The 20,782-nt window shown below is 63.0% G+C and carries 18 protein-coding genes and 1 tRNA gene; 9 read left to right on the forward strand and 10 right to left on the reverse strand.

Annotated elements, in window-relative coordinates; all coding sequences use genetic code 11:
* Nucleotides 1–274 precede the first annotated feature (274 nt).
* The 4 genes from PDMSB3_RS17800 to PDMSB3_RS17815 form a co-directional block, all read right to left on the reverse strand.
* Nucleotides 275–3,280 carry a ribonucleoside-diphosphate reductase subunit alpha gene (locus PDMSB3_RS17800; RefSeq protein ID WP_165187092.1) on the reverse strand — a complete coding sequence of 1,002 codons (3,006 nt, stop codon included), beginning with the start codon at nucleotides 3,278–3,280 and terminating at the stop codon, nucleotides 275–277.
* A gap of 540 nt (nucleotides 3,281–3,820) precedes the next feature.
* Nucleotides 3,821–4,417: a 1,6-anhydro-N-acetylmuramyl-L-alanine amidase AmpD gene (gene ampD / locus PDMSB3_RS17805; RefSeq protein WP_165187094.1), complete on the reverse strand. Its 597-nt coding sequence runs from the start codon at nucleotides 4,415–4,417 to the stop codon at nucleotides 3,821–3,823.
* Nucleotides 4,414–4,734 carry a PP0621 family protein gene (locus PDMSB3_RS17810; protein WP_007180340.1) on the reverse strand — a complete coding sequence of 107 codons (321 nt, stop codon included), beginning with the start codon at nucleotides 4,732–4,734 and terminating at the stop codon, nucleotides 4,414–4,416. Before PDMSB3_RS17810 ends, ampD begins: the two co-directional genes overlap by 4 nt.
* A gap of 9 nt (nucleotides 4,735–4,743) precedes the next feature.
* The gene (locus tag PDMSB3_RS17815; protein ID WP_007180339.1) at nucleotides 4,744–5,661 is read right to left on the reverse strand and encodes a cytochrome C assembly family protein; all 918 of its coding nucleotides are present in this window, start codon (nucleotides 5,659–5,661) and stop codon (nucleotides 4,744–4,746) included.
* Between the two features lie 81 nt (nucleotides 5,662–5,742).
* On the opposite strand from PDMSB3_RS17815, the gene ffh reads away from it, so the two are divergent.
* Together ffh and PDMSB3_RS17825 are read left to right on the forward strand one after the other, a co-directional pair.
* Entirely contained in the window at nucleotides 5,743–7,110 is a 1,368-nt protein-coding gene (gene ffh / locus PDMSB3_RS17820; RefSeq protein WP_007180338.1) for a signal recognition particle protein, read from the forward strand.
* 154 nt (nucleotides 7,111–7,264) lie between these two features.
* Entirely contained in the window at nucleotides 7,265–7,816 is a 552-nt protein-coding gene (locus tag PDMSB3_RS17825; RefSeq protein WP_007180337.1) for a hypoxanthine-guanine phosphoribosyltransferase, read from the forward strand.
* A gap of 116 nt (nucleotides 7,817–7,932) precedes the next feature.
* Here the strand turns inward: PDMSB3_RS17825 and PDMSB3_RS17830 are convergent, their stop codons facing one another.
* Both PDMSB3_RS17830 and PDMSB3_RS17835 read right to left on the reverse strand, forming a co-directional pair.
* Nucleotides 7,933–8,532 carry a MarC family protein gene (locus PDMSB3_RS17830; RefSeq protein ID WP_007180336.1) on the reverse strand — a complete coding sequence of 200 codons (600 nt, stop codon included), beginning with the start codon at nucleotides 8,530–8,532 and terminating at the stop codon, nucleotides 7,933–7,935.
* Nucleotides 8,533–8,544: 12 nt separating this feature from the next.
* Nucleotides 8,545–10,281 carry a proline--tRNA ligase gene (locus PDMSB3_RS17835; protein ID WP_165187096.1) on the reverse strand — a complete coding sequence of 579 codons (1,737 nt, stop codon included), beginning with the start codon at nucleotides 10,279–10,281 and terminating at the stop codon, nucleotides 8,545–8,547.
* A gap of 305 nt (nucleotides 10,282–10,586) precedes the next feature.
* Between PDMSB3_RS17835 and PDMSB3_RS17840 the strand changes: the two genes are divergently transcribed.
* A complete protein-coding gene (locus tag PDMSB3_RS17840) occupies nucleotides 10,587–11,336 on the forward strand; it encodes an RNA pyrophosphohydrolase (RefSeq protein ID WP_007180334.1) in 750 nt (249 codons plus the stop codon).
* A gap of 77 nt (nucleotides 11,337–11,413) precedes the next feature.
* Entirely contained in the window at nucleotides 11,414–11,971 is a 558-nt protein-coding gene (locus PDMSB3_RS17845) for a CNP1-like family protein (protein WP_007180333.1), read from the forward strand.
* A 136-nt stretch (nucleotides 11,972–12,107) separates the two neighbouring features.
* Here the strand turns inward: PDMSB3_RS17845 and proB are convergent, their stop codons facing one another.
* The 4 genes from proB to rplU form a co-directional block, all read right to left on the reverse strand.
* Nucleotides 12,108–13,226 carry a glutamate 5-kinase gene (gene proB, locus PDMSB3_RS17850; protein WP_007180332.1) on the reverse strand — a complete coding sequence of 373 codons (1,119 nt, stop codon included), beginning with the start codon at nucleotides 13,224–13,226 and terminating at the stop codon, nucleotides 12,108–12,110.
* Between the two features lie 69 nt (nucleotides 13,227–13,295).
* Nucleotides 13,296–14,417, reverse strand: a complete 1,122-nt coding sequence (gene cgtA / locus PDMSB3_RS17855; RefSeq protein WP_007180331.1) for an Obg family GTPase CgtA — start codon at nucleotides 14,415–14,417, stop codon at nucleotides 13,296–13,298.
* 223 nt (nucleotides 14,418–14,640) lie between these two features.
* Nucleotides 14,641–14,904 (reverse strand): 50S ribosomal protein L27, encoded by a 264-nt coding sequence (gene rpmA / locus PDMSB3_RS17860; RefSeq protein ID WP_007180330.1) that lies wholly within the window; start codon nucleotides 14,902–14,904, stop codon nucleotides 14,641–14,643.
* A gap of 25 nt (nucleotides 14,905–14,929) precedes the next feature.
* Nucleotides 14,930–15,241: a 50S ribosomal protein L21 gene (rplU, locus tag PDMSB3_RS17865; protein ID WP_007180329.1), complete on the reverse strand. Its 312-nt coding sequence runs from the start codon at nucleotides 15,239–15,241 to the stop codon at nucleotides 14,930–14,932.
* 246 nt (nucleotides 15,242–15,487) lie between these two features.
* Between rplU and PDMSB3_RS17870 the strand changes: the two genes are divergently transcribed.
* From PDMSB3_RS17870 to PDMSB3_RS17890, 5 genes are all read left to right on the forward strand, one after another.
* Nucleotides 15,488–16,480, forward strand: coding sequence for a polyprenyl synthetase family protein (locus tag PDMSB3_RS17870; RefSeq protein ID WP_007180328.1), 993 nt, complete (start codon nucleotides 15,488–15,490; stop codon nucleotides 16,478–16,480).
* A gap of 49 nt (nucleotides 16,481–16,529) precedes the next feature.
* Nucleotides 16,530–16,606: transfer RNA gene (locus tag PDMSB3_RS17875), tRNA-Pro, on the forward strand.
* Between the two features lie 200 nt (nucleotides 16,607–16,806).
* Nucleotides 16,807–18,105 carry an HlyC/CorC family transporter gene (locus PDMSB3_RS17880; RefSeq protein ID WP_007180327.1) on the forward strand — a complete coding sequence of 433 codons (1,299 nt, stop codon included), beginning with the start codon at nucleotides 16,807–16,809 and terminating at the stop codon, nucleotides 18,103–18,105.
* Nucleotides 18,106–18,235: 130 nt separating this feature from the next.
* Nucleotides 18,236–19,531: a GspE/PulE family protein gene (locus PDMSB3_RS17885; RefSeq protein ID WP_007180326.1), complete on the forward strand. Its 1,296-nt coding sequence runs from the start codon at nucleotides 18,236–18,238 to the stop codon at nucleotides 19,529–19,531.
* Complete coding sequence (locus tag PDMSB3_RS17890) at nucleotides 19,528–20,757, forward strand: type II secretion system F family protein (RefSeq protein ID WP_007180325.1); 1,230 nt, start codon at nucleotides 19,528–19,530, stop codon at nucleotides 20,755–20,757. Before PDMSB3_RS17885 ends, PDMSB3_RS17890 begins: the two co-directional genes overlap by 4 nt.
* Nucleotides 20,758–20,782 lie beyond the last annotated feature (25 nt).

The raw sequence follows: 20,782 nt of genomic DNA on the forward strand, positions 1-20,782 counted from the left end.
ACTGTGTCGCGCGCTTCGTCTGGTGCTGCCGACTGCTGACTGCTGATTGACCGGGTCACGATGGCCGCTTCGCCACTTCAGCGAACTGCGCTGCTTCGCTACCGGTGCGATGAGCGGCGCGCTTCGTACTTCACTCGCCGCGCCGCTCATCGACTCCACTTCCATTCACTTCTATCTGTCTTCTATCTGGTTCGCTGCTCGCTGCATGCGGGTCATTACCTACAACCCGTCAGCAAGCAGCGATCCTGCTGCCGGCTTCGTGCTTGCCTGCCTGTTACTGGCAAGCCTCGCACTCGTCGAAGCCAGGATCGCCCGGACGCATCATGCACACCGGACCATCCGCTTCCGGCGCTGCTTCAACCGCGACTGCTGGCGCGGCCGCTGCAGCCTGAAAGCCACCTGCGGCACCACCAGCCGCACCGTTGTTCGCACCGAAACCACCGGCTGCGCCACCCGCGGCACCGCCCGAACCTTCGCCGCCACCCGAGCTCACCGCATTCAGCGCGCCGTGCGCCACCGTCGATTTCTCGACGTGGGTCGCCGCCATCGTGCGGAGGTAGTACGTGGTCTTCAGGCCACGCACCCAGGCGAGCTTGTAGATCTCGTCGAGCTTCTTACCCGATGCGCCGCCCATGTAGATGTTCAGCGACTGCGCCTGGTCGATCCACTTCTGACGACGCGACGCCGCTTCGACCAGCCACTTCGGATCGACTTCGAACGCGGTGGCGTAGATCGCGCGCAGGTCGGCCGGAATACGGTCGATGCGCGAGAGCGTGCCGTCGAAGTACTTCAGGTCGGCGACCATCACTTCGTCCCACAGGCCGCGTGCCTTCAGGTCGCGCACCAGGTAGTCGTTGACCACCGTGAATTCGCCCGACAGATTCGACTTCACATACAGGTTCTGGAAGGTCGGTTCGATACAGGCCGACACGCCGATGATGTTCGAGATCGTCGCCGTCGGCGCGATCGCGACGCAGTTCGAGTTGCGCATGCCGTAGGTGGCGATGCGCGAACGCAACTCGGTCCAGTCCATCGACTCGCTCGAATCGACTTCCACATAACCGCCGCGTGCTTCGGCGAGCAGCTTCACCGAGTCTTGCGGGAGGATGCCGCGATCCCACAGCGAGCCACGGTAGCTGGAGTAACGGCCGCGCTCCTGCGCCAGTTCCGTCGACGCGTAGTAAGCGTAGTAACAGACCGCTTCCATCGACGTGTCGGCGAACTTGACCGCTTCTTCCGACGCGTACGGCGTGCGCAGCAGGTGCAGGCAGTCCTGGAAGCCCATGATGCCCATGCCGACCGGACGGTGCTTCAGGTTCGAGTTACGCGCCTTGGCGACCGCGTAGTAGTTGATGTCGATCACGTTGTCGAGCATGCGCATCGCCACGCTGACGGTGCGCTTGAGCTTGTCGTGGTCGAGCACGAGCGTGCCGTCGGCCTGTTCCTTCAGGTGAGCGACGAGGTTCACGGAGCCCAGGTTGCAGACGGCGATTTCAGCGTCGCTCGTGTTCAGCGTGATTTCCGTGCACAGGTTCGACGAGTGGACGACGCCGACGTGCTGTTGCGGCGAGCGCACATTGCACGGATCCTTAAACGTGATCCACGGGTGGCCGGTTTCGAACAGCATGCCCAGCATCTTGCGCCACAGTTGCGCCGCGGGGATCTTCTTGAACAGCTTGATCTCGCCGCGCGCGACCTTGTCTTCGTAAGCCGTGTAAGCCGTTTCGAACTCGGCGCCGAACTTGTCGTGCAGGTCCGGGCAGGTGGACGGCGAGAACAGCGTCCAGTCGCCGCCTTCCATCACGCGCTTCATGAACAGGTCGGGAATCCAGTTCGCCGTGTTCATGTCGTGGGTACGTCGGCGGTCGTCGCCGGTGTTCTTGCGCAGTTCGAGGAATTCCTCGATGTCCAGGTGCCACGTTTCCAGGTACGCGCACACCGCGCCCTTGCGCTTGCCGCCCTGGTTCACGGCGACCGCCGTGTCGTTCACCACTTTCAGGAACGGCACCACGCCTTGCGACTTGCCGTTGGTGCCCTTGATGTGCGAACCGAGCGCACGCACGCGCGTCCAGTCGTTGCCCAGACCGCCGGCGAACTTCGACAGCAGCGCGTTTTCCTTCAGCGCTTCGTAGATGCCGTCGAGGTCGTCGTCGACCGTGGTCAGGTAGCACGACGACAGTTGCGAGCGGCGGGTGCCCGAGTTGAACAAAGTGGGCGTGGACGACATGAAGTCGAAGGTCGACAGCACGTTGTAAAACTCGATCGCGCGCGCTTCACGGTCGATCTCGTTCAGCGACAGGCCCATCGCGACACGCATAAAGAATGCCTGCGGCATTTCGATGCGCACGCCGTCGTGATGCAGGAAGTAGCGGTCGTACAACGTTTGCAGACCGAGGTAGCCGAATTGCAGGTCGCGGTTGTTGTCGAGCGCGGCGCCGAGACGCTTCAGGTCGAACTGCAGCAGCTTGTCGTCGAGCAGTTCGGCTTGCACGCCGCGCTTGATGAACTGCGGGAAGTATTCCGCGTAGCGCTCGCCCATTTCCGTTTGCGTGACTTCCTCTTCGAGGATCTCGCGACGAATGGTGTGCAGCAGGATGCGCGCGGTGACCTGGCTATAAGCCGGATCCTTTTCGATCATCGTGCGGGCAGCCAGGATCGCCGAATCGTAGACCTGGCTCATCGGCACGCCGTCGTACAGATTCTTGACCGTTTCCGCGATGATCGGATCGGCGCTCACCGCGTCGCCCAGGTTCGAGCAAGCCAGTTCGATGATGCCGCGCAGCGCGGCCATGTCCAGCGGACGCGTGACGCCGTTGTCGGTCACGTTCAGACCCGGCGTGTTCGCCACGATCTGATCGTCATGACCGCGAGCCTGGGTGCGCTTCTCGCGATACAGCACGTACGCACGCGCGACGTTGTGCTCGCCGCCGCGCATCAGCGCGAGTTCCACCTGATCCTGAATGTCTTCGATATGGAACGTACCGCCGTTCGGGCGGCTGCGCACGAGCGCGCGCACCACGTTCTGCGTGAGTTGCTCGACCAGTTCGCGCACGCGCGCCGACGCGGCGCCTTGACCACCGTTGACGGCCAGAAATGCCTTCGTCACGGCGATGGCGATTTTCGACGGTTCGAACGACACGACACTGCCGTTACGACGGATCACCTTGTAGTCGGCGAAGGTCGCTTGCGGCGCGAGCGCTTGTGCGCCTTGTGCCTGGCCAAAGGCCTGGCCAGTCGGTGAGCCCTCATACCGGGTCGTCACGTTGTCGGTGGTTTGCATGTGCAAAGCTCCTGGTCCTGGAAATGTTGCGGGAAGATCCGCGGATTAAAACGACCGCTGCGCCGGCGCGTGCGCAAGCGATGGGGTGCAGGAAAAAGGCCGGCTGAGCCGGGTGGCGGGATGCGACAGCGATGAAGCCTGATTCGAATTGATAACGGTCTTCACGGTGTGTGTCGCGATCACTGGCTAAGCCCTTTTCCTGAAGGTTTTCTGGATGCCGCCGGTGGTCTCGCCGGCCGCGCCACAGGAATTTTTTCTCTGCCTGGAATGCTTGCGGCGCCGTGCTCGGGAGCGGGGCGCCGCTGACTTATTCACCCAGTTGTGCACCAGGTTATTCACATGGTTATGCACAGCACAACACAAGATATAGTGCACAACGGGTTTTGTGGCACCAAGTATAGTGGAGATTCGAGACAGGTCAAATCGTTTTATTTTGTTTCGAAAGGGTTGACAACGCATCGCGCGGCGCGAAGCCGACTCCCCGGAGAACAAGGCAGCGCCTTGTTCTCCTCGCATCACGCGAAGTCGCACGAAGGGCCGTTACCGCGTTTTGGAAAACTTGAGATAGGGGAAATACTGAGCGGCGAGCGAGGTGTCGCGCTGCAGACGCTGCCAGTCGAAATGCGGCCCCGGATCGGTCTTGCGACCGGGGGCGATGTCCGAGTGACCGGCAAGCGCCTCGACCGGATAGCGCGCCTTCAGCGCGTTCACCAAGGCGCCGAGCGTGCGGTATTGCGCCGCTTCGAAAGGCGTGGTGTCGCTGCCTTCCAACTCGATACCGATCGAGAAATCATTGCAACGCTGGCGGCCGAAAAAATTCGACGGCCCGGCGTGCCACGCGCGTTCGTTGCACGACACGAATTGCTCGAGCGCGCCGTCGCGATGAATCACGAAATGCGCCGACACCCGCACGCCGCGCAGGTGCGAGTCATAGTACGGGTGAGCGTCGCAATCGAGCGTGTTGAGGAACAGTTCGGCGATTGCGGTGCCGCCGAATTCGTTGGGCGGCAGGCTGATGTTGTGGACGACGATCAGCGTCGGCTCGGCCCCGTCGAGCCGCGCTTCGAAATTCGGCGATGGCAGTTTGCGTGCGGCGGCGACCCAACCGTCGGCGTCGACGGTGAACTCGACGCTCATCGAGCGTCGCGGCCCGTGGGTCGCGCGCCGTGACGCTGCGCGTGCGCGGCGCAGCAGAACGGCTGCCCCGCCACCACCACGGAATCGCTCTTCGGCGCGTGCACGCCGCATTCGACACAACGGATCATCGGCTCGGCGAGTTGCGCCGGCGCGGAAGCGCGCGCGCCGCCGTTCGGACCATTCGGGCCTTTTGCACCCGCGGCGCCATTGGCGCCGGTACCGTTGCGCTGGGACGCCTGCGCGTCATGACGACGCAGCGCCTTCACCAGCCACTGGCCGACGATGAACAACAGGATCAACAGAAATATTTGTCGCATGGGACACGCTCACACTACAGCACGGTGCAACAGCACCTCGAAAACAAAACGGCTGCCGACGTACGCCAGCAACAGCGCGACGAACGACGCCAGCACCCAGCGCAATGCCGCACGGCCGCGCCAGCCGGAAACCTTGCGCGCGGTCAGCAGCGCGCCGAACATCACCCAGGAAAGAATCGCGAACACGGTCTTGTGATCGAGTTGCAACGCACGGTCGACCAATTGCTCGCTGAACAGGATGCCCGACACCAGCGTGAGCGTCAGCAGGACGAAACCCGCGCCGATCAGACGGAACAGCAGCTTCTCCAGCGTGAGGAGCGGCGGCAGCGTATCGAGCCAGCTCGACAACCAGCCGTTGCCCGCCGCGGCCGCATGCCGCTGGGCGACGCCGCCGCGCATGGCGTGCAGACGCCGCTCGACCAGCAGCATCAGAACCGCATGCAGCGCCGCGATCGCAAACAGACCATACGCGATGTTGGCGATCAGGAAGTGCAGCTTGAACATTGGCGCGGCGGAATACGGCAGCACGCGCACGCCGTTGAACGCAAGCGGCAACAGCGAGGCGACGCACGCGAGCGGCAGAACCAGCAGGCGCAAACCGTCGAGCGGAAAGAAAAAACTCTCGATCCAGTAGATGCCGGCGCCCAGCCAGAACATAGCCGACAGCGCGAACGCGAAACCGAACACCATCGCGTTCTGGGGAAAGATGGTGGTATGCAGCAGCACGCCGTGAGCGAGCAGCGCCACGAACAGCAGCGCGCGGCCCGACGTGCTCATGCCCGAAGCGGCCGAACCGCCCGCGGCGGCCGGCACTGGCGGCACGCTTTCGAGCATGGGGCGCACGGCGGCGTGCCGGTGCGAGCGCCAGCCGGCCACGGCTAAACCGCCGTAGAGGAGCGCAGTGAGGGCATACAGTACAATATCCATATTCGAAGTTTACACTAGGCCCCTGCTCCGCGACGTCTCCTGCATCGCGCCCCGCTCCGGCCGCACTGTTCATCGCTCCCCATGCTCGACAATCTGACTCAACGGATGGCGCGCGTCGTCAAGACGCTGCGCGGCGAAGCCCGGCTCACCGAGGCGAACACCCAGGAAATGCTGCGCGAGGTGCGTCTCGCGCTGCTCGAGGCCGACGTGGCGCTGCCCGTCGTGCGCGAGTTCATCGCCAAGGTGAAGGAAAAGGCGCTCGGCGAGGAAGTCATCAGCAGCCTGTCGCCGGGCCAGGCGCTCGTTGGCGTGGTGCAGCGCGAACTGACCGCGATCATCGGCGGCGACTACGAAGGCAAGGCGGTCGAACTCAACCTCGCCGTCACGCCGCCGGCCGTCATCCTGATGGCGGGCCTGCAAGGCGCCGGTAAAACGACCACCGTCGGCAAGCTCGCCAAGCTGCTGCGCGAAAAGTACAAGAAGAAAGTACTGACCGTTTCGTGCGACGTCTACCGCCCTGCCGCTATCGCGCAGTTGAAGACGGTGACCGAGCAGGTCGGCGCGGATTTCTTCCCGTCCGAACCGGACCAGAAACCGGTCGACATCGCGCGCGCCGCCGTGGATTGGGCCAAGCGCCACTATCACGACGTGCTGCTGGTCGACACGGCCGGCCGTCTCGGCATCGACGAAGCGATGATGAAGGAAATCACCGCGCTGCACACCGAGCTGAAACCGGCGGAAACGCTGTTCGTGGTTGACGCGATGCTCGGCCAGGACGCGGTGAACACCGCCAAGGCCTTTAGCGACGCACTGCCGCTCACCGGCGTGGTCCTCACCAAGCTCGACGGCGACTCGCGCGGCGGCGCGGCGCTCTCCGTGCGCCATGTCACGGGCAAGCCGATCAAGTTCGTCGGCGTCGCGGAAAAGCTCGACGGCCTCGAAGTCTTCCACCCGGATCGCATGGCGAACCGGATTCTCGGCATGGGCGACATTCTTGCCCTCGTCGAAGAAGCGCAGCGCGGTGTGGACGTTCAGGCGGCGCAGAAACTCGCCGACAAGGTCAAGAAAGGCGGCGACTTCGATCTGAACGATTTCCGCGCACAGCTGACGCAAATGAAGGGCATGGGCGGCCTGTCGTCGCTGATGGACAAATTGCCCGCGCAATTCCAGCAGGCCGCCGCCGGCGCCGACATGGGCCAGGCCGAAAAGCAGATGCGCCGCATGGAAGGCATCATCAATTCCATGACGCCGCTGGAACGCGCGAAGCCCGACCTGATCAAGGCCACGCGCAAGCGCCGCATTGCCGCGGGCGCGGGCGTGCAGGTCCAGGAAGTCAACCGCATGCTGAATCAGTACGACCAGATGCGCACCATGATGAAAAAGCTCAAGGGCGGCAATCTGCAGAAGATGATGCGCGGCATGAAGGGCATGTTGCCTGGCATGCGCTAAGCTTTAGCAAGACAGTGGCGTGCGTTCCGCGCATGAACCACGGAACGCGACCCTGACTCCGCGCGGCTGACTTCAGCTTTGTGCGGGTTTATTCTGTACCGCGCACCGCCGTCCTCACTCACACTATGTATACAGTCACCGCCCGTCAGACGTCATGAACCGCGAAGAAGCTCTCCACATTTTTAGCCACTCCGAAGAAATCGTTTCGGCCGACGACGTCAACGCGTCGATCAGCGGCATGGCGGCCGCCATCCGCGACGAGATGAGCGAGGACTTCCCGCTCGTGCTGTCGGTCATGGGCGGCGCGGCGGTCTTCACCGGCATGCTGTTGCCGCACCTCGATTTCCCGCTCGAGTTCGACTACATCCATCTGACCCGCTACCGCAACACCACCAAAGGCGGCAACGAGATGCAATGGCGCGTGGCGCCGGCGGAGTCGGTGAAGGATCGCGTCGTGCTGGTGCTCGACGATATTCTCGACGAAGGCGAGACGATGGCCGCGATCCGCGACCGCATTCTCGCGATGGGCGCGAAGCGCTTCCTGAGCGCGGTGCTGTGCGAAAAGATCATTCCGAAGGCCAAGCCGCTGCGCCCGGATTACTGCGGGTTCGAAGTGCCGGACCGTTATGTGTTCGGCTGCGGCATGGATGCGAAGGGTTACTGGCGTAACCTGCCCACGATTCGCGCGCTGACTGAAGGCGCTTGAGGCTTCTTTGAAGCGGCCGCCAGCGGGCGGTGAATCGACACGGAAAAGCGGCCCACGACGGGCCGCTTTTCTTTGCGCTGTACTTTGTGGGGCTCAGCGCCCCGGCGGTTACCGCATCACAGTTGATGCACGAACGACCGGATACCGCCAAGCATCATCTCGACCGAAATCGCCACCAGCACGAGACCCATCAACCGTTCGAAGGCCATCATGGCACGCTCGCCGAGCCACGCCTGAATGCGTTCCGCCAGCATCAGCACGACCGCACAGACGATCATCGTGACGGTCAGCGCGGCGATCCACTCGAACATCTTGCCAGGCGCCTGCGACGTCAGCAGCATCACGGTAGCCAACGCGGACGGTCCCGCCAACGCCGGAATGGCGAGCGGCACGATCAACGGTTCGCCGCCGCGCGTGTCGCCGCCGAATGGACCGTCCGGGTGCGGAAACACCATCCTCAGCGCGATGAGAAACAGCACGATCCCGCCGCCAATGCGCAGCGACTGATCGGTCAGGCTCATCATGCGCAGAAAGCCGTCGCCGACCACCATGAAGATCAGCAGGATCGCGAAGGCGATCGCCACCTCGCGGAGAATGACGATCGTGCGCCGCTTCGGCGACACACCGCGCAGACAGCTGATGAAGAGCGGAATGTTGCCGAGCGGGTCGGTGATCAGAATCAGCAGGATGGTCGCGGACAGGAAGGTGTACTCCACCGTCCGCTCCGCTTAGCGGGCCAACGCTGCGCGAACCTTGCCGATCACCGTTTGCGCGGCGTCTTCGACCGGCAGCAGCGTCGCCTCAGCGTCGCGGCGGCCCTGATATTCGAGCTTGCCGTCCTTGAGGCCACGGTCGCCGATTACGAGGCGATGCGGCACACCGATCAGTTCCCAGTCGGCGAACATGACGCCGGGGCGCTCGCCGCGGTCGTCGAGGATCACGTCGATGCCCGCCTCGACGAGCGTTGCGTACAGCTTGTCGGCCGCCTCGCGCACGGCTTCGCTGCGGTCATAACCCATCGGGCACAGCACGACTTCGAACGGCGCGATCGATTCCGGCCAGATGATGCCTCTATCGTCGAAATTCTGTTCGATCGCGGCGCCCAGGATACGCGTGACGCCGATACCGTAGCAGCCCATTTCCATCGGGCGCGGCTTGCCGGTTTCGTCGAGGCAGGTCGCGTTCATGGCTTCGGAATACTTGGTGCCGAGCTGGAACACGTGGCCCACTTCGATACCGCGGCAGATGTCGATCACACCCTTGCCGTCCGGCGACGGATCGCCCTTCTTCACGTTGCGAATGTCGGCGACGACCGGTTCCGGCAGATCGCGGCCCCAGTTCACGCCGGTGGTGTGGTAATCCACCTCGTTCGAGCCGACCACGAAGTCGCTCATGTTCGCGACCGTGCGATCCGCCACGACCTTGACCGGCTTCTTCGTGTTGAGCGGGCCGAGGTAGCCCGGCGGCGTGCCGAAGGTTTCGATGATTTCAGCCTCGGTCGCCATACGGAAATCGGCCAGACCCGGCAGCTTGCTCGCCTTGATCTCGTTCAGATCGTGGTCGCCGCGTAGCATCAGCAGCCAGATAGTCGGCCCGGCGCCTTCGTTCTCGGTTGCGAGAATGATCGACTTGATGGTGCGCTCAAGCGGAATGTTCAGCAGCTCGGCCACGGCCTCGCACTTTGCCTTGCCGGGCGTGGCGGTCTTCTTCATTTCCTCGGCGGGCGCCGCGCGTTCCGCGTGGAGCGGCAGCGCTTCAGCCGCCTCGACGTTCGCCGCGAAGTCGGAGGTCGGGCAATAGGCAATCGCGTCTTCACCGGTCTCGGCAATCACGTGAAATTCGTGCGAGCCGCTGCCGCCGATCGAACCGTTGTCCGCCGCCACCGCGCGGAAGTCCAGACCGAGGCGCGTGAAGATGCGCACGTACGCGTCGTACATCTTGCGATACGACTCGCGCAGACCGTCCATGTCCTTGTCGAACGAGTAGGCATCTTTCATGATGAATTCGCGCCCGCGCATCACGCCGAAACGCGGACGGATCTCGTCGCGGAACTTTGTCTGGACCTGATAGAAGTTCACCGGCAACTGCCGATAGCTCTTGATCTGATTACGCGCAATATCAGTGACCACTTCTTCGTGGGTCGGTCCGATCACGAAATCGGACTGCTTGCGGTCCTTGAAGCGCAGCAGCTCGGGGCCGTACTTTTCCCAGCGGCCCGATTCCTGCCACAACTCGGCCGGCTGCACGGCCGGCATCAACAACTCGATCGCGCCTGCCCGGTTCATTTCTTCGCGCACGATGGCTTCCACCTTGCGGATCGAGCGCAGGCCGATCGGCAGGTAGTTATAGATACCGCCGGCGACGCGCCGGATCATGCCGGCACGCACCATGAGCTTGTGGCTGACGATCTCTGCGTCGGCGGGAGCTTCTTTGAGGGTACCGATAAAGAAACGGGAAGCTTTCATTCAGATTATCCAAAAGCGGCGGCTCCGGAGGGACCGCCCGAAAGGTGAAAACGGTGGGAAATCGACACAGATCCGGCTCTGAGCCGGCACGGCTCACCTGACAATGACACTGAGCGCTGGCCGCCCGCGGCGCCCAGGCCGCCGCGCAAAGCCTTTGCACAAGGGATAAGGCACGGAAAGACTGACAGGCTACCGCAAACACGGCGCCTTTTGCGGCGAATCGTTCCAATCTGGTGCGAATCGGTGCGTCAGGTCCGTTATCTGTTTATAATCAAAGCAATTTTAAAGGATTCGAAGGTGGTTGTATGCTGGATCGTGAAGGCTTTCGCCCGAACGTCGGCATCATCCTCTTGAACGCGCACAACGAGGTGTTTTGGGGCAAACGGCTCCGTGAACATTCCTGGCAGTTTCCGCAAGGGGGCATCAAGTACGGAGAGACCCCCGTGCAAGCGATGTATCGGGAGTTACACGAAGAAACCGGGCTGCTTCCTGAGCACGTCAAGGTGATTGGTCGCACGCGCGACTGGTTGCGTTACGAGGTGCCTGACAAGTTCATCAAGCGCGAAGTACGCGGTCATTACCGCGGCCAGAAACAAATCTGGTTTTTGCTCCGGATGGTTGGACGCGACTGCGACATCTGCTTGCGCGCCACCGACCACCCTGAGTTCGATGCGTGGCGCTGGAACGAGTACTGGGTGCCGCTCGACTGTGTGATCGAGTTCAAGCGGGATGTGTATCAGTTGGCGCTGACGGAGCTGTCCCGTTTCATGCGCCGGGCTGCGCCGCGTGCGGAAAAACCTGGCGGGCATCATGGGCCGCGTTATCCCCGGATAGCGTCGTCAATGGAAAATCCGCCGGATTCCACGGTAATGACGGTGACCACCGTAACCTCGGTGACATCCGTCAGCATCGAAACATCGGTTCACGCAACGATCGCGTCCGATTGCGGTCCGGGCTCCGGGTCAACGGCCGAGGTAGGTGCCGCGCCGGAACACGAAGACGAATCGGCGCGCGAAACGGCCGGCTCGCTGTTCCGCCCGGGCGTGCGCAATTAACAACTCTGTGCGGCTGTCCACGCCGCCTCTCTCTGGCGCGGCTCGTCGAGCCGCGCCAGTGTTTCGAGGAAATCATATTGAAAGCACTTGCTCTCGTCGTGGCGTGCGTCGCCACCGGCGCCCTGCTGGCTGGCTGTTCGAGCGCCGGCAAACCTACCAATAAAGACGACAGCGCGTTCACGTATTTGCTGGACCGGCAGAGCAACTGGGTTGAGAACAAGGTGGGCACTCTGCCGCCGTTGCCACAAGACTCGAATCTGCTGCCCTTCGAAGTTTCCGGCAATACGCCGCTGCAGTTCGCGGTCGATCGCAACTCGCTCACCGTCGGCTCCGACGGCGTGGTCCGCTATACGGTGGTCGTGACGAGCGCGAGCGGCGCTCGCAACGTGAACTACGAAGGGATCCGCTGCGACACATACGAATGGCGCCTGTATGCCGGCCTCAATGCGGACCACGACGGGTGGGACACAACGGTCGCGAATGATTTCACGCGCATCGAGAACGGCACGCTGAACGCTTACCATGCCGCGCTGTATCAGGATTATCTGTGCGCGAACAAGATGCCGATGGGGAATGCAAAGACGATTCTGGAGAACATCCGCTACAAGCGCACGGCGAGTTCGTTGATCCACTGAGGTACTTTACTGAGCGCGCCTTGAATTTGAGCGCGTTTGAGTAGCAGACGAGAAAAAGCCGTTCCAGCTTCCTGCTGGAACGGCTTTTTTGTTTGCCGTGCTTGTGCGCGCGCCTGCGCCCGCGCCGATTAGTGACTCAGACCAACACCAGGTTGTCGCGGTGAATCAACTCAGGCTCCAGCATATAGCCGAGCACCGATTCGATTTCGCCACTCGGACGCCGTTGGATCAGCTTGGTTTCAGCGCTGCTGTAGTTCGTCAGGCCGCGCGCCACTTCTCGGCCCGCGGCGCTCAGACAGGCAATCACCTCACCGCGCGCAAACGCGCCCTGAACACCGACGATGCCAATGGGCAGCAGGCTCTTGCCGCCTTCAGTGAGCTTTTCGACTGCGCCGTCGTCGATCACGACATGGCCACGCACCTGCAGATGATCCGCCATCCATTGCTTGCGCGCCGCTATCCGTGCCGTGCGCGCGATCAACTGCGTGCCGATCGCCTCGCCCGATGCAAGCCGCGACAACACGTCCACTTCGCGCCCGCTCGCGATCACCGTATTCGCGCCGCTGTGAGCCGCGCGCTTAGCGGCCAGAATCTTGGTCAGCATGCCGCCGCGCCCAAGGCTCGAGCCCGCGCCGCCCGCCATTGCTTCCAGTTCTGGCGCGCCGGCATCGGCCTGCTGGACGAGGGTGGCGGCCGGATCCTTGCGCGGGTCGGCGGTAAAGAGCCCTTGCTGATCGGTGAGGATGACAAGCGCGTCCCCTTCGATCAGGTTCGCGACGAGCGCGCCCAGTGTGTCGTTGTCGCCGAATTTAATTTCGTCGGTGACGACCGTGTCGTTCTCGTTGATGATCGGCACCACGCCCAGGCGCAAAAGCGTGAGCAGCGTGGAGCGCGCATTCAGATAGCGTTCGCGGTCGGCCAGGTCCGCGTGAGTCAGCAGAATCTGCGCGGTCTGAATGGAATGCTCGGCAAAGCGGCTTTCGTAGACTTGCGCAAGACCCATTTGACCGACGGCCGCAGCCGCTTGCAGTTCGTCGATCTCGCGCGGCCGCTTGGTCCAGCCGAGCCGTTGCATCCCTTCGGCAATGGCGCCCGAACTCACGAGCACCACCTCCTTGCCTTGCGCGCGCAGGGCGGCAATCTGTCCGGCCCACCGGCCGATAGCGGCATGATCGAGGCCGCGCCCGTCATTCGTGACGAGGCTCGAACCCACTTTCACTACCAATCGCCGTGAATCTGCGATGACGGAACGCATTGTGCGCAGTCTCCAAGATGACGCGTGGTGCAGACCGGCAACCCACTCAGGCGCCGGTGCTCGAGCTTCTTATTGTTGCGGGTCGGCGCTGGAATCGTCCGCTGCAACAGGGTCTTGCGGCTTTGCACGGAAACGGACGTCGGCGGCGAGATCTTCGGCTTCGGCCGCGCGCTGTGCGTCCGAATGCGCGGCGATGTGATCGAACACCGCGTAGCAAAGATTTTCACAGCCCTGGCCGGTCAGCGCCGAGATTTCGAACACCGGACCATCCCAGCCGAAGCCTTCGATGAATGCCGAGACCCGCGCTTCACGCTCGTCTTCCGGCACCATATCCAGCTTGTTCAACACGAGCCAGCGCGGCTTTTCATACAGCAGTTCGTCGTACTTGCGCAGTTCGTTGACGATCGCCTTGGCTTCCGCGACCGGATCGACAGATTCGTCGAACGGCGCGAGGTCGACGATATGCAGCAACAAGCCCGTGCGCTGCAGATGGCGCAGGAACTGGTGACCGAGGCCCGCGCCCTCCGCCGCGCCTTCGATCAGTCCGGGAATGTCCGCGATCACGAAGCTGCGGCTCGGCCCGACACGCACCACGCCGAGATTCGGCGCGAGCGTGGTGAACGGGTAATCGGCGATCTTCGGCCTTGCGTTCGACACCGACGCGATAAAGGTCGACTTGCCCGCGTTCGGCATGCCGAGCAGACCGACGTCCGCTAGCACCTTCAGCTCGAGGCGCACCATGCGGCGCTCGCCCGGCTTGCCGTCGGTCTTCTGACGAGGCGCGCGGTTCGTACTGGATTTGAAATGCAGGTTACCGAGACCGCCCGCACCGCCCTGAGCGATCTGCACGCTCTGGTTGTGCTCGGTCAGATCGGCGATCAGCTCGCCGGTCTCCATGTCGGTGATCGTGGTGCCCACCGGCATGCGCAGCGTGATGTCGTCGCCGCCCTTGCCGTAGCAGTCCGCGCCGCGGCCGTTTTCGCCGTTGCGCGCCAGGTGCTTCTTGGCGTAGCGGTAATCGATCAGCGTATTGATGTTGCGGTCCGCGACCGCGATCACGCTGCCGCCCCGGCCGCCGTCCCCGCCATCCGGGCCGCCGAACGGAACGAATTTCTCGCGGCGCATCGACGCGCTGCCATCCCCTCCGTCGCCGGCGATGACTTCAATCCTCGCTTCGTCAATGAACTTCATGCGTAACTCCGTCCCGTGGTGTGCTGCTAGATTGGGTTGCTACTGGATGATGCTATTTTGCCGCGCCCGGCGCGTGCTGATCAATCGACCGAACAGCATAGGCGCGCGGCCTGAGCGCATGCATTCGCGTTCATTCATCCGGCAAAAAAATGTCGGAATAAAAAAAGCCCCGCTAACTTCGCGGGGCCTTTTTTCCGGTCCTGAAGCCCGTGCCTGAGTAAGCTCAGACTGCTGCCGGGACGACGTTGACCATGTGCTTCTTCGCTGCGCCCTTCGTCGAGAAATTGACGTGGCCGTCCGTCAGCGCGAACAAGGTGTGATCCTTGCCGATACCGACGTTTTCGCCCGGGTGCATACGCGTGCCGCGTTGGCGAACGATGATGCCGCCAGCGTTGATAGCCTGACCGCCGTAAACCTTCACGCCGAGGCGCTTCGATTCGGAGTCGCGGCCGTTGCGGGATGATCCGCCTGCCTTTTTGTGTGCCATTTGATTTGCTCCTTAACCGGTGCGCTTACGCGTTGATCGCGTCGATGCGCAGTTCGGTATAGTTCTGGCGGTGGCCGCCATGCTTCTGGTAGTGCTTCCGGCGACGCATCTTGAAGATGGTCACTTTTGCGTGACGACCTTGCGACACGACGGTAGCCTTGACGGAAGCCCCACTGACCAGCGGCGTACCGAACTTAATCGATTCGCCTTCGCCCACTGCGAGAACCTGGTCGAGCGTGATTTCAGCGTCAATGTCTGCCGGTATCTGTTCTACTTTAAGTTTTTCGCCGACGGCAACTTTATACTGCTTGCCACCGGTTTTTATGACCGCGTACATTGAGAACCTCACTCTGTGTTCATTTTTCCCACGCACCGCGCGCGGAAACCCGTGATTATACATAGAGTTAGCTGCTCGGTCAAAACTCGTTGAGAGCCGCCGCGCGCCGCGCGCCGCGCCCGGCGCCTTGCCGCAAAGCTGCGGCGCGCGGCTCTGCCGCAGCCCGGAACGCCCCGCGCCGCAGCCTGCGACCCGGAACTGCCGCGATTCGCCTTATAATTCGCGGCACTACCCAACTCAGCCATCATGTCGTCGACTGCCACTCCCTCCTCCAACGCCGCCAGCCTGCTCGCTCCGATCGCCGAAGACATGCAGCAGGTCAATCGCGTCATACGGCACCGTCTTGCGTCCGACGTGATGCTGATCAACCAGATTTCCGAGTACATCATCAGCGCCGGCGGCAAACGGCTGCGGCCCGCGCTGCTGTTGCTGGTGGCCGGCGCGCTGGGTGAAACCACGGGGCACCGGCATGAACTGGCGGCGGTCGTCGAATTCATCCATACGGCCACGCTGCTTCACGACGACGTGGTCGACGAATCCGACCTGCGGCGCGGCCGTCAGACGGCCAACGCGCTGTTCGGCAACGCCGCGAGCGTGCTGGTGGGCGATTTCCTGTACTCGCGCTCGTTCCAGATGATGGTCGGCGTGGGCAAGATGCGCGTCATGGAAATTCTGTCGGAGGCGACCAACATCATCTCCGAAGGCGAAGTGCTGCAGCTCCTCAACATGCACGACGCCGACGTGGACGAAGCCCGCTACATGCAGGTGATTCGCTACAAGACAGCCAAGCTGTTCGAGGCCGCGGCCCAACTCGGCGCGGTGCTGGCCGGTTCGGACGCGAAAACCGAAGCGGCGGCGGCGGAATTCGGCCGGCGCATCGGCACAGCGTTCCAGATCATGGACGACTGGCTCGACTACACGGGCACGGCCGAATCGATGGGGAAAAATGCCGGCGACGACCTTCGCGAAGGCAAACCCACGCTCCCGCTGATCTATCTGATCGAACGCGGCACGCCGGAGCAATCGGCGCTGGCACGGGAAGCAATCGAGCAAGGCGGCACGGATCGTTTCGACACCATTTTCGAGGCGATCACGCGTTCCGGCGCACTGGATCACACGCTCGAATGCGCGAAACAGGAAGCCCAGGCCGCCGCGACCGCAATTTCTTCGTTTCCGGATTCCATTTTCAAAGATAGCCTGCTAGAATTATGTTCTTACTCGACGGCAAGACAGTCTTGAACGAGACTGAAAGGCCGGGTTAGTCTGAATCGAGTCCGCAGTACAAAATCGGGGTGTAGCTTAGCCTGGTAGAGCGCTACGTTCGGGACGTAGAGGCCGGAGGTTCGAATCCTCTCACCCCGACCAGATTCGCCTTGTTAGTTCGAGGCTCAAAAAACCGCCCAGCTTGCTCGGCGGTTTTTTGTTTTGGATCACGCAAGTTGCTAGTTTCACGCGCAACGCCCTGTGCCGCTGCCGCCCGCCCTGTCTTTAGCCGCCAGCCGCGAAGGCTCTGGCAAACCCCTCTGCTATATTCTCTCCATCCTTTCCCCTATCCTTCACGACGCGTGGAACAACTTCCCTTATGGGCGCAGATCGGCGCCGTCTTTCTGCTGCTTATCTGCTCGAGTTTTTTTTCGAGCTCCGAAACGGCGATGATGGCGATCAACCGCCATCGCCTGAAACATCTCGCCAACCAGAATGCGCTCGGCGCCAAAACCACTCAGGGTCTGCTCGCGCATACCGATCAGTTGCTGAGCGTCGTGCTGATCGGCAACAACCTGTTCAATACGATCATTCCGGTGCTCACCACCTCGATCGCGCTGCACACGTTCGGCCGCAATAACCTGGTGCTGTCGATCGCGACCGGTATCGTCGCGTTTCTGATCATCGTGTTCGCGGAGATCACGCCGAAAATCGTCGGCGCAACGTTCCCGGAAAAGATCGCGCTGCCGGCCAGCCTGCTGATCGCGCCGATGATGCGCGTTGCCAAACCGCTCATCTGGTTCGTCAATCTGTTTGCGAATGGCATCCTGCGCGTGCTGCATATCAATACGAAAGGCGTGCGCGATCAGCGCCTGTCCACCGAAGAGTTGCGCACCATCGTGCTCGAGTCCGGCAGCTTCATGCCGACCAAGCACCGCAGCATTCTGCTGAACCTGTTCGACCTCGAAAACATTTCCGTCGACGACGTGATGATCCCGCGCCGCCGCATCGAGGCGCTCGACTTCGACGCGCCGTTCGAACAGATCCTGCATCAGTTGGAAACCTGCTATCACAACAAGCTGATCGTTTATCAAGGCGACATCGACCGGGTGCTCGGCGTGCTGCACGTACGCAAGACGCTGGCCGCCCTGCACAACCAGGAACTGGAGCGCGAGACGCTGCGCGAGTTGCTCGCCGAACCGTATTTCGTGCCGAGCGGCACGCCCGTGTTCCAGCAATTGCAATACTTCCAGGAGAGCCGTCACCGCACGGCGCTGGTTGTCAACGAATATGGCGAGTTGCAAGGCCTCGTCACGCCGGAAGACATCATCGAAGAACTGATCGGTGAATTCACCACGTCGATTCCGCGTAGCGCCAATTCGCGCGGCGGCTGGAACGACAACGGCGAATGCATCGTGGCAGGCAGCATGCCGCTGCGCGAATTGAACCGCTGGCTGCAACTCGCGCTGCCCACCGACGGGCCGAAAACGCTCAATGGCCTGATTCTCGAAATCCTCGAAGATATCCCCGACGGCGACGTGTGCGTGCAGATCGGCGAAGTCAAACTGGAAGTGATGCGTAGCGACGATCAGGCGATTCGCACCGTCAAGCTGTTCAGGCCGCCGGTGCGCGCGAAAGCCGCCAAGGTCTTGCGCAGCTAGGCGCGACACGGCACAGCATCGCATAGGCGCGCAGCGCGCGCCATTAGCCGAATGGCTGAATGGCGGCGCCCCCCGCCGTACCGGAAGATGAAGCTGTCGTGTACTACAGGCGGCTCATCACCGGTCTCTCATGCAAGCTTCTTTTCAACCCGCGGCGGCATTGCCGCGTCCCACCGCGACCTCGCAGGAGAGCGCGGTCCGGGCGAAGCCGGGCCCATTCGCACGCGAGCCCGGCGCGGCAAGTCTCGCCGATCCCGACGACGGCCCCGCCGTGCGTCTGCTGACCGACACATTGCAGGAAGCGACCCGCCGCAATGCGTCGGATCTTCACATCGAGCCAGTGGAACACGGCTGGCGCGTGCGCTTGAGAATCGACGGCGTGCTGCACGAGATCCCGCCGCCGCCCGCGCATCTGCGCGATGCATTCATTACGCGTGTAAAGGTGCTCGCTCGCATGGATATCGCCGAGCGGCGCGTGCCGCAGGACGGCCGTCTGCGTATTTCCACGTCGCCCGGGCGCGTTGAAGACTATCGCGTCAATTCGCTGCCTACGCTGTTCGGCGAAAAACTCGTGCTGCGCAGACTCGACGCGCTGCCCGCCGATCTTTCACTCGACTCGCTCGGCCTCGATCCGCACCAACGCGAAACAGTCGACGCCGCGATCCGCGCGCCGCACGGCCTCGTGCTCGTCACCGGGCCCACTGGGAGCGGCAAGACGCTGTCGCTGTACTGCTTTCTGAATCTGCTCAACGGCGAAGCGCGTAATCTGTGTTCGGTGGAAGATCCCGCCGAGATCCAGTTGGCCGGCATCAATCAGGTCAGCGTGCGCGAAAAAGCCGGGCTGACCTTCGCCGTGGCGTTGCGCGCCTTTCTGCGCCAGGATCCCGACGTCATCATGGTCGGCGAAATCCGCGACGAAGAAACCGCCGACGTCGCCGTGAAGGCCGCGCAAACCGGCCACCTCGTGCTGTCGACCCTGCATACGAACGACGCGCCCGCCGCGGTCGCGCGCCTGATCGATATCGGTGTCGAACCGTACAACCTTGCGGCTGCGTTGCGCATGGTGACCGCGCAACGGCTGGTGCGGCGTCTCTGCACTGCCTGTCGGGTGCCCGCGCCGCAGTCGGCGGCGGCGCTTCGGGCAGCGGGTTTCAGCGAGCATCAACTCGACGGCTGGCAGCCCTACGCCGCCCGCGGCTGCGCGGCGTGCCACGGCATCGGCTATCGGGGGCGCCTCGGCGTTCACCAGGTGATGCCCGTGTCCGACGCGATGCGCGAGCTGATCGTGGCAAGCGCGGGCACGCACGAACTGGCGCGGCTCGCGCAAACCGAACGGGTGGCCACCTTGCGTGACGCAGCGCTGGCGCGCGTGCGCGACGGCTCCACCAGTCTCGCCGAAGCGCTCGCTGCGACCGAGGTCGCATGAATACAGTCACGACTCATCGGCCTCTGGCCACCGATATGCGTTTCAAATGGCGGGGCGTCGACGCCGACGGCGTGCGAAAAAACGGCGCGCTCATCGCAGCCGACGCGGCCACCGCACGCACGGTGCTCAAACGCGACAACCTGTTTGTCATCGAATTGACGGCGCTTGGTCCGGCACCGCGCCCGCGCGCCCGCGCCGCGGACATCACGCTGTTCACCCGGCAGCTCGCCAGCCTACTGCGCGCCGGCCTGCCGCTCGCGCCCGCGCTGGATCTGCTCGCGCAAGCACAGGCTTCACGCCGCCAGGGCATGCCGAGGATCGTCGGCGCTCTTGCGCGCGACATCACCGGCGGGCTGCGTTTCTCGGCGGCATTGCAGCGGCACCCCGCGCAATTCAATGCGCTGTACTGCCAGCTCGTCGAAGTCGGCGAGGCGGCCGGCGCGCTTGCGGCCGTCCTCGCCCGCATCGCCGAGGACCGCGAACGCGCTGCCGCGCAGCGTGCGAAAGTGCGCGCGGCACTCACCTATCCCGTCGCGATACTCGTGCTGGCCCTGGCGATTACCGCGGCTTTGCTCGTGTGGGTCGTGCCGACGTTCCAACAGATCTTCGATGGCTTCGGCGCCAGACTGCCCGCGCCGACGCAGTTCGTGCTGGCGTTGTCGGCCGGCCTCGCGCGATGGAGCGTACCGGCGTTCGCCCTGATCTTTGCAGCGAGCTCGGCAGCGACATTTCTGCTGCGACGCTCCGAAGCGGCGCGCATCCGCTTTGCACGCGTATCGCTGACAATACCGGTCGCCGGTCCGCTGCTGCGCACGTTGTGCGCGGCGCGCTGGAGCCGTGCGCTCGGCACCTTGCTATCTGCCGGCACGCCGCTCGCCGACGCTTTCGGTTCACTGACTCACGCCACCGGCAACGCCTTCTTCGACCGTGCTACCGTGGAAATCGCCGCGCGGCTTCGGCGCGGCGAACGGCTAGCCGCCGCCATGCGCGAAGCGCGCTGCTTCCCGCCCGAGGTCGTACAGCCGATCGCGGTTGCCGAGGAGTCCGGAGCACTCGACACCATGCTGATCGATGTCGCGTCGCTCGCCGATCGTCAGGTAGACGAAAAGATCGGCACGCTCTCGAGCCTGTGCGAGCCGCTCGTCATCATCGTGCTGGGCGCGCTGGTCGGCGGCCTCGTGATCGCGATGTATCTTCCCATTATTCAACTCGGCAACGTGGTGTAGGATCGCAGCCGAATCCATCCTTTAT

Source organism: Paraburkholderia dioscoreae (assembly GCF_902459535.1).
In the GTDB taxonomy this organism is placed as follows: Bacteria; Pseudomonadota; Gammaproteobacteria; order Burkholderiales; family Burkholderiaceae; genus Paraburkholderia; species Paraburkholderia dioscoreae.

What these genes read in the sequence shown, in the direction of transcription:
- PDMSB3_RS17840 (WP_007180334.1), top strand. Translation starts at nt 10,587, where the DNA reads ATGCTGGATCGTGAAGGCTTTCGCCCGAACGTCGGCATCATCCTCTTG.
- PDMSB3_RS17815 (WP_007180339.1), bottom strand. Translation starts at nt 5,661, where the DNA reads ATGGATATTGTACTGTATGCCCTCACTGCGCTCCTCTACGGCGGTTTA.
- rpmA (WP_007180330.1), bottom strand. Translation starts at nt 14,904, where the DNA reads ATGGCACACAAAAAGGCAGGCGGATCATCCCGCAACGGCCGCGACTCC.
- PDMSB3_RS17870 (WP_007180328.1), top strand. Translation starts at nt 15,488, where the DNA reads ATGTCGTCGACTGCCACTCCCTCCTCCAACGCCGCCAGCCTGCTCGCT.
- PDMSB3_RS17890 (WP_007180325.1), top strand. Translation starts at nt 19,528, where the DNA reads ATGAATACAGTCACGACTCATCGGCCTCTGGCCACCGATATGCGTTTC.
- cgtA (WP_007180331.1), bottom strand. Translation starts at nt 14,417, where the DNA reads ATGAAGTTCATTGACGAAGCGAGGATTGAAGTCATCGCCGGCGACGGA.
- PDMSB3_RS17835 (WP_165187096.1), bottom strand. Translation starts at nt 10,281, where the DNA reads ATGAAAGCTTCCCGTTTCTTTATCGGTACCCTCAAAGAAGCTCCCGCC.
- PDMSB3_RS17885 (WP_007180326.1), top strand. Translation starts at nt 18,236, where the DNA reads ATGCAAGCTTCTTTTCAACCCGCGGCGGCATTGCCGCGTCCCACCGCG.
- proB (WP_007180332.1), bottom strand. Translation starts at nt 13,226, where the DNA reads ATGCGTTCCGTCATCGCAGATTCACGGCGATTGGTAGTGAAAGTGGGT.
- PDMSB3_RS17825 (WP_007180337.1), top strand. Translation starts at nt 7,265, where the DNA reads ATGAACCGCGAAGAAGCTCTCCACATTTTTAGCCACTCCGAAGAAATC.
- PDMSB3_RS17810 (WP_007180340.1), bottom strand. Translation starts at nt 4,734, where the DNA reads ATGCGACAAATATTTCTGTTGATCCTGTTGTTCATCGTCGGCCAGTGG.
- ampD (WP_165187094.1), bottom strand. Translation starts at nt 4,417, where the DNA reads ATGAGCGTCGAGTTCACCGTCGACGCCGACGGTTGGGTCGCCGCCGCA.
- PDMSB3_RS17800 (WP_165187092.1), bottom strand. Translation starts at nt 3,280, where the DNA reads ATGCAAACCACCGACAACGTGACGACCCGGTATGAGGGCTCACCGACT.
- rplU (WP_007180329.1), bottom strand. Translation starts at nt 15,241, where the DNA reads ATGTACGCGGTCATAAAAACCGGTGGCAAGCAGTATAAAGTTGCCGTC.
- ffh (WP_007180338.1), top strand. Translation starts at nt 5,743, where the DNA reads ATGCTCGACAATCTGACTCAACGGATGGCGCGCGTCGTCAAGACGCTG.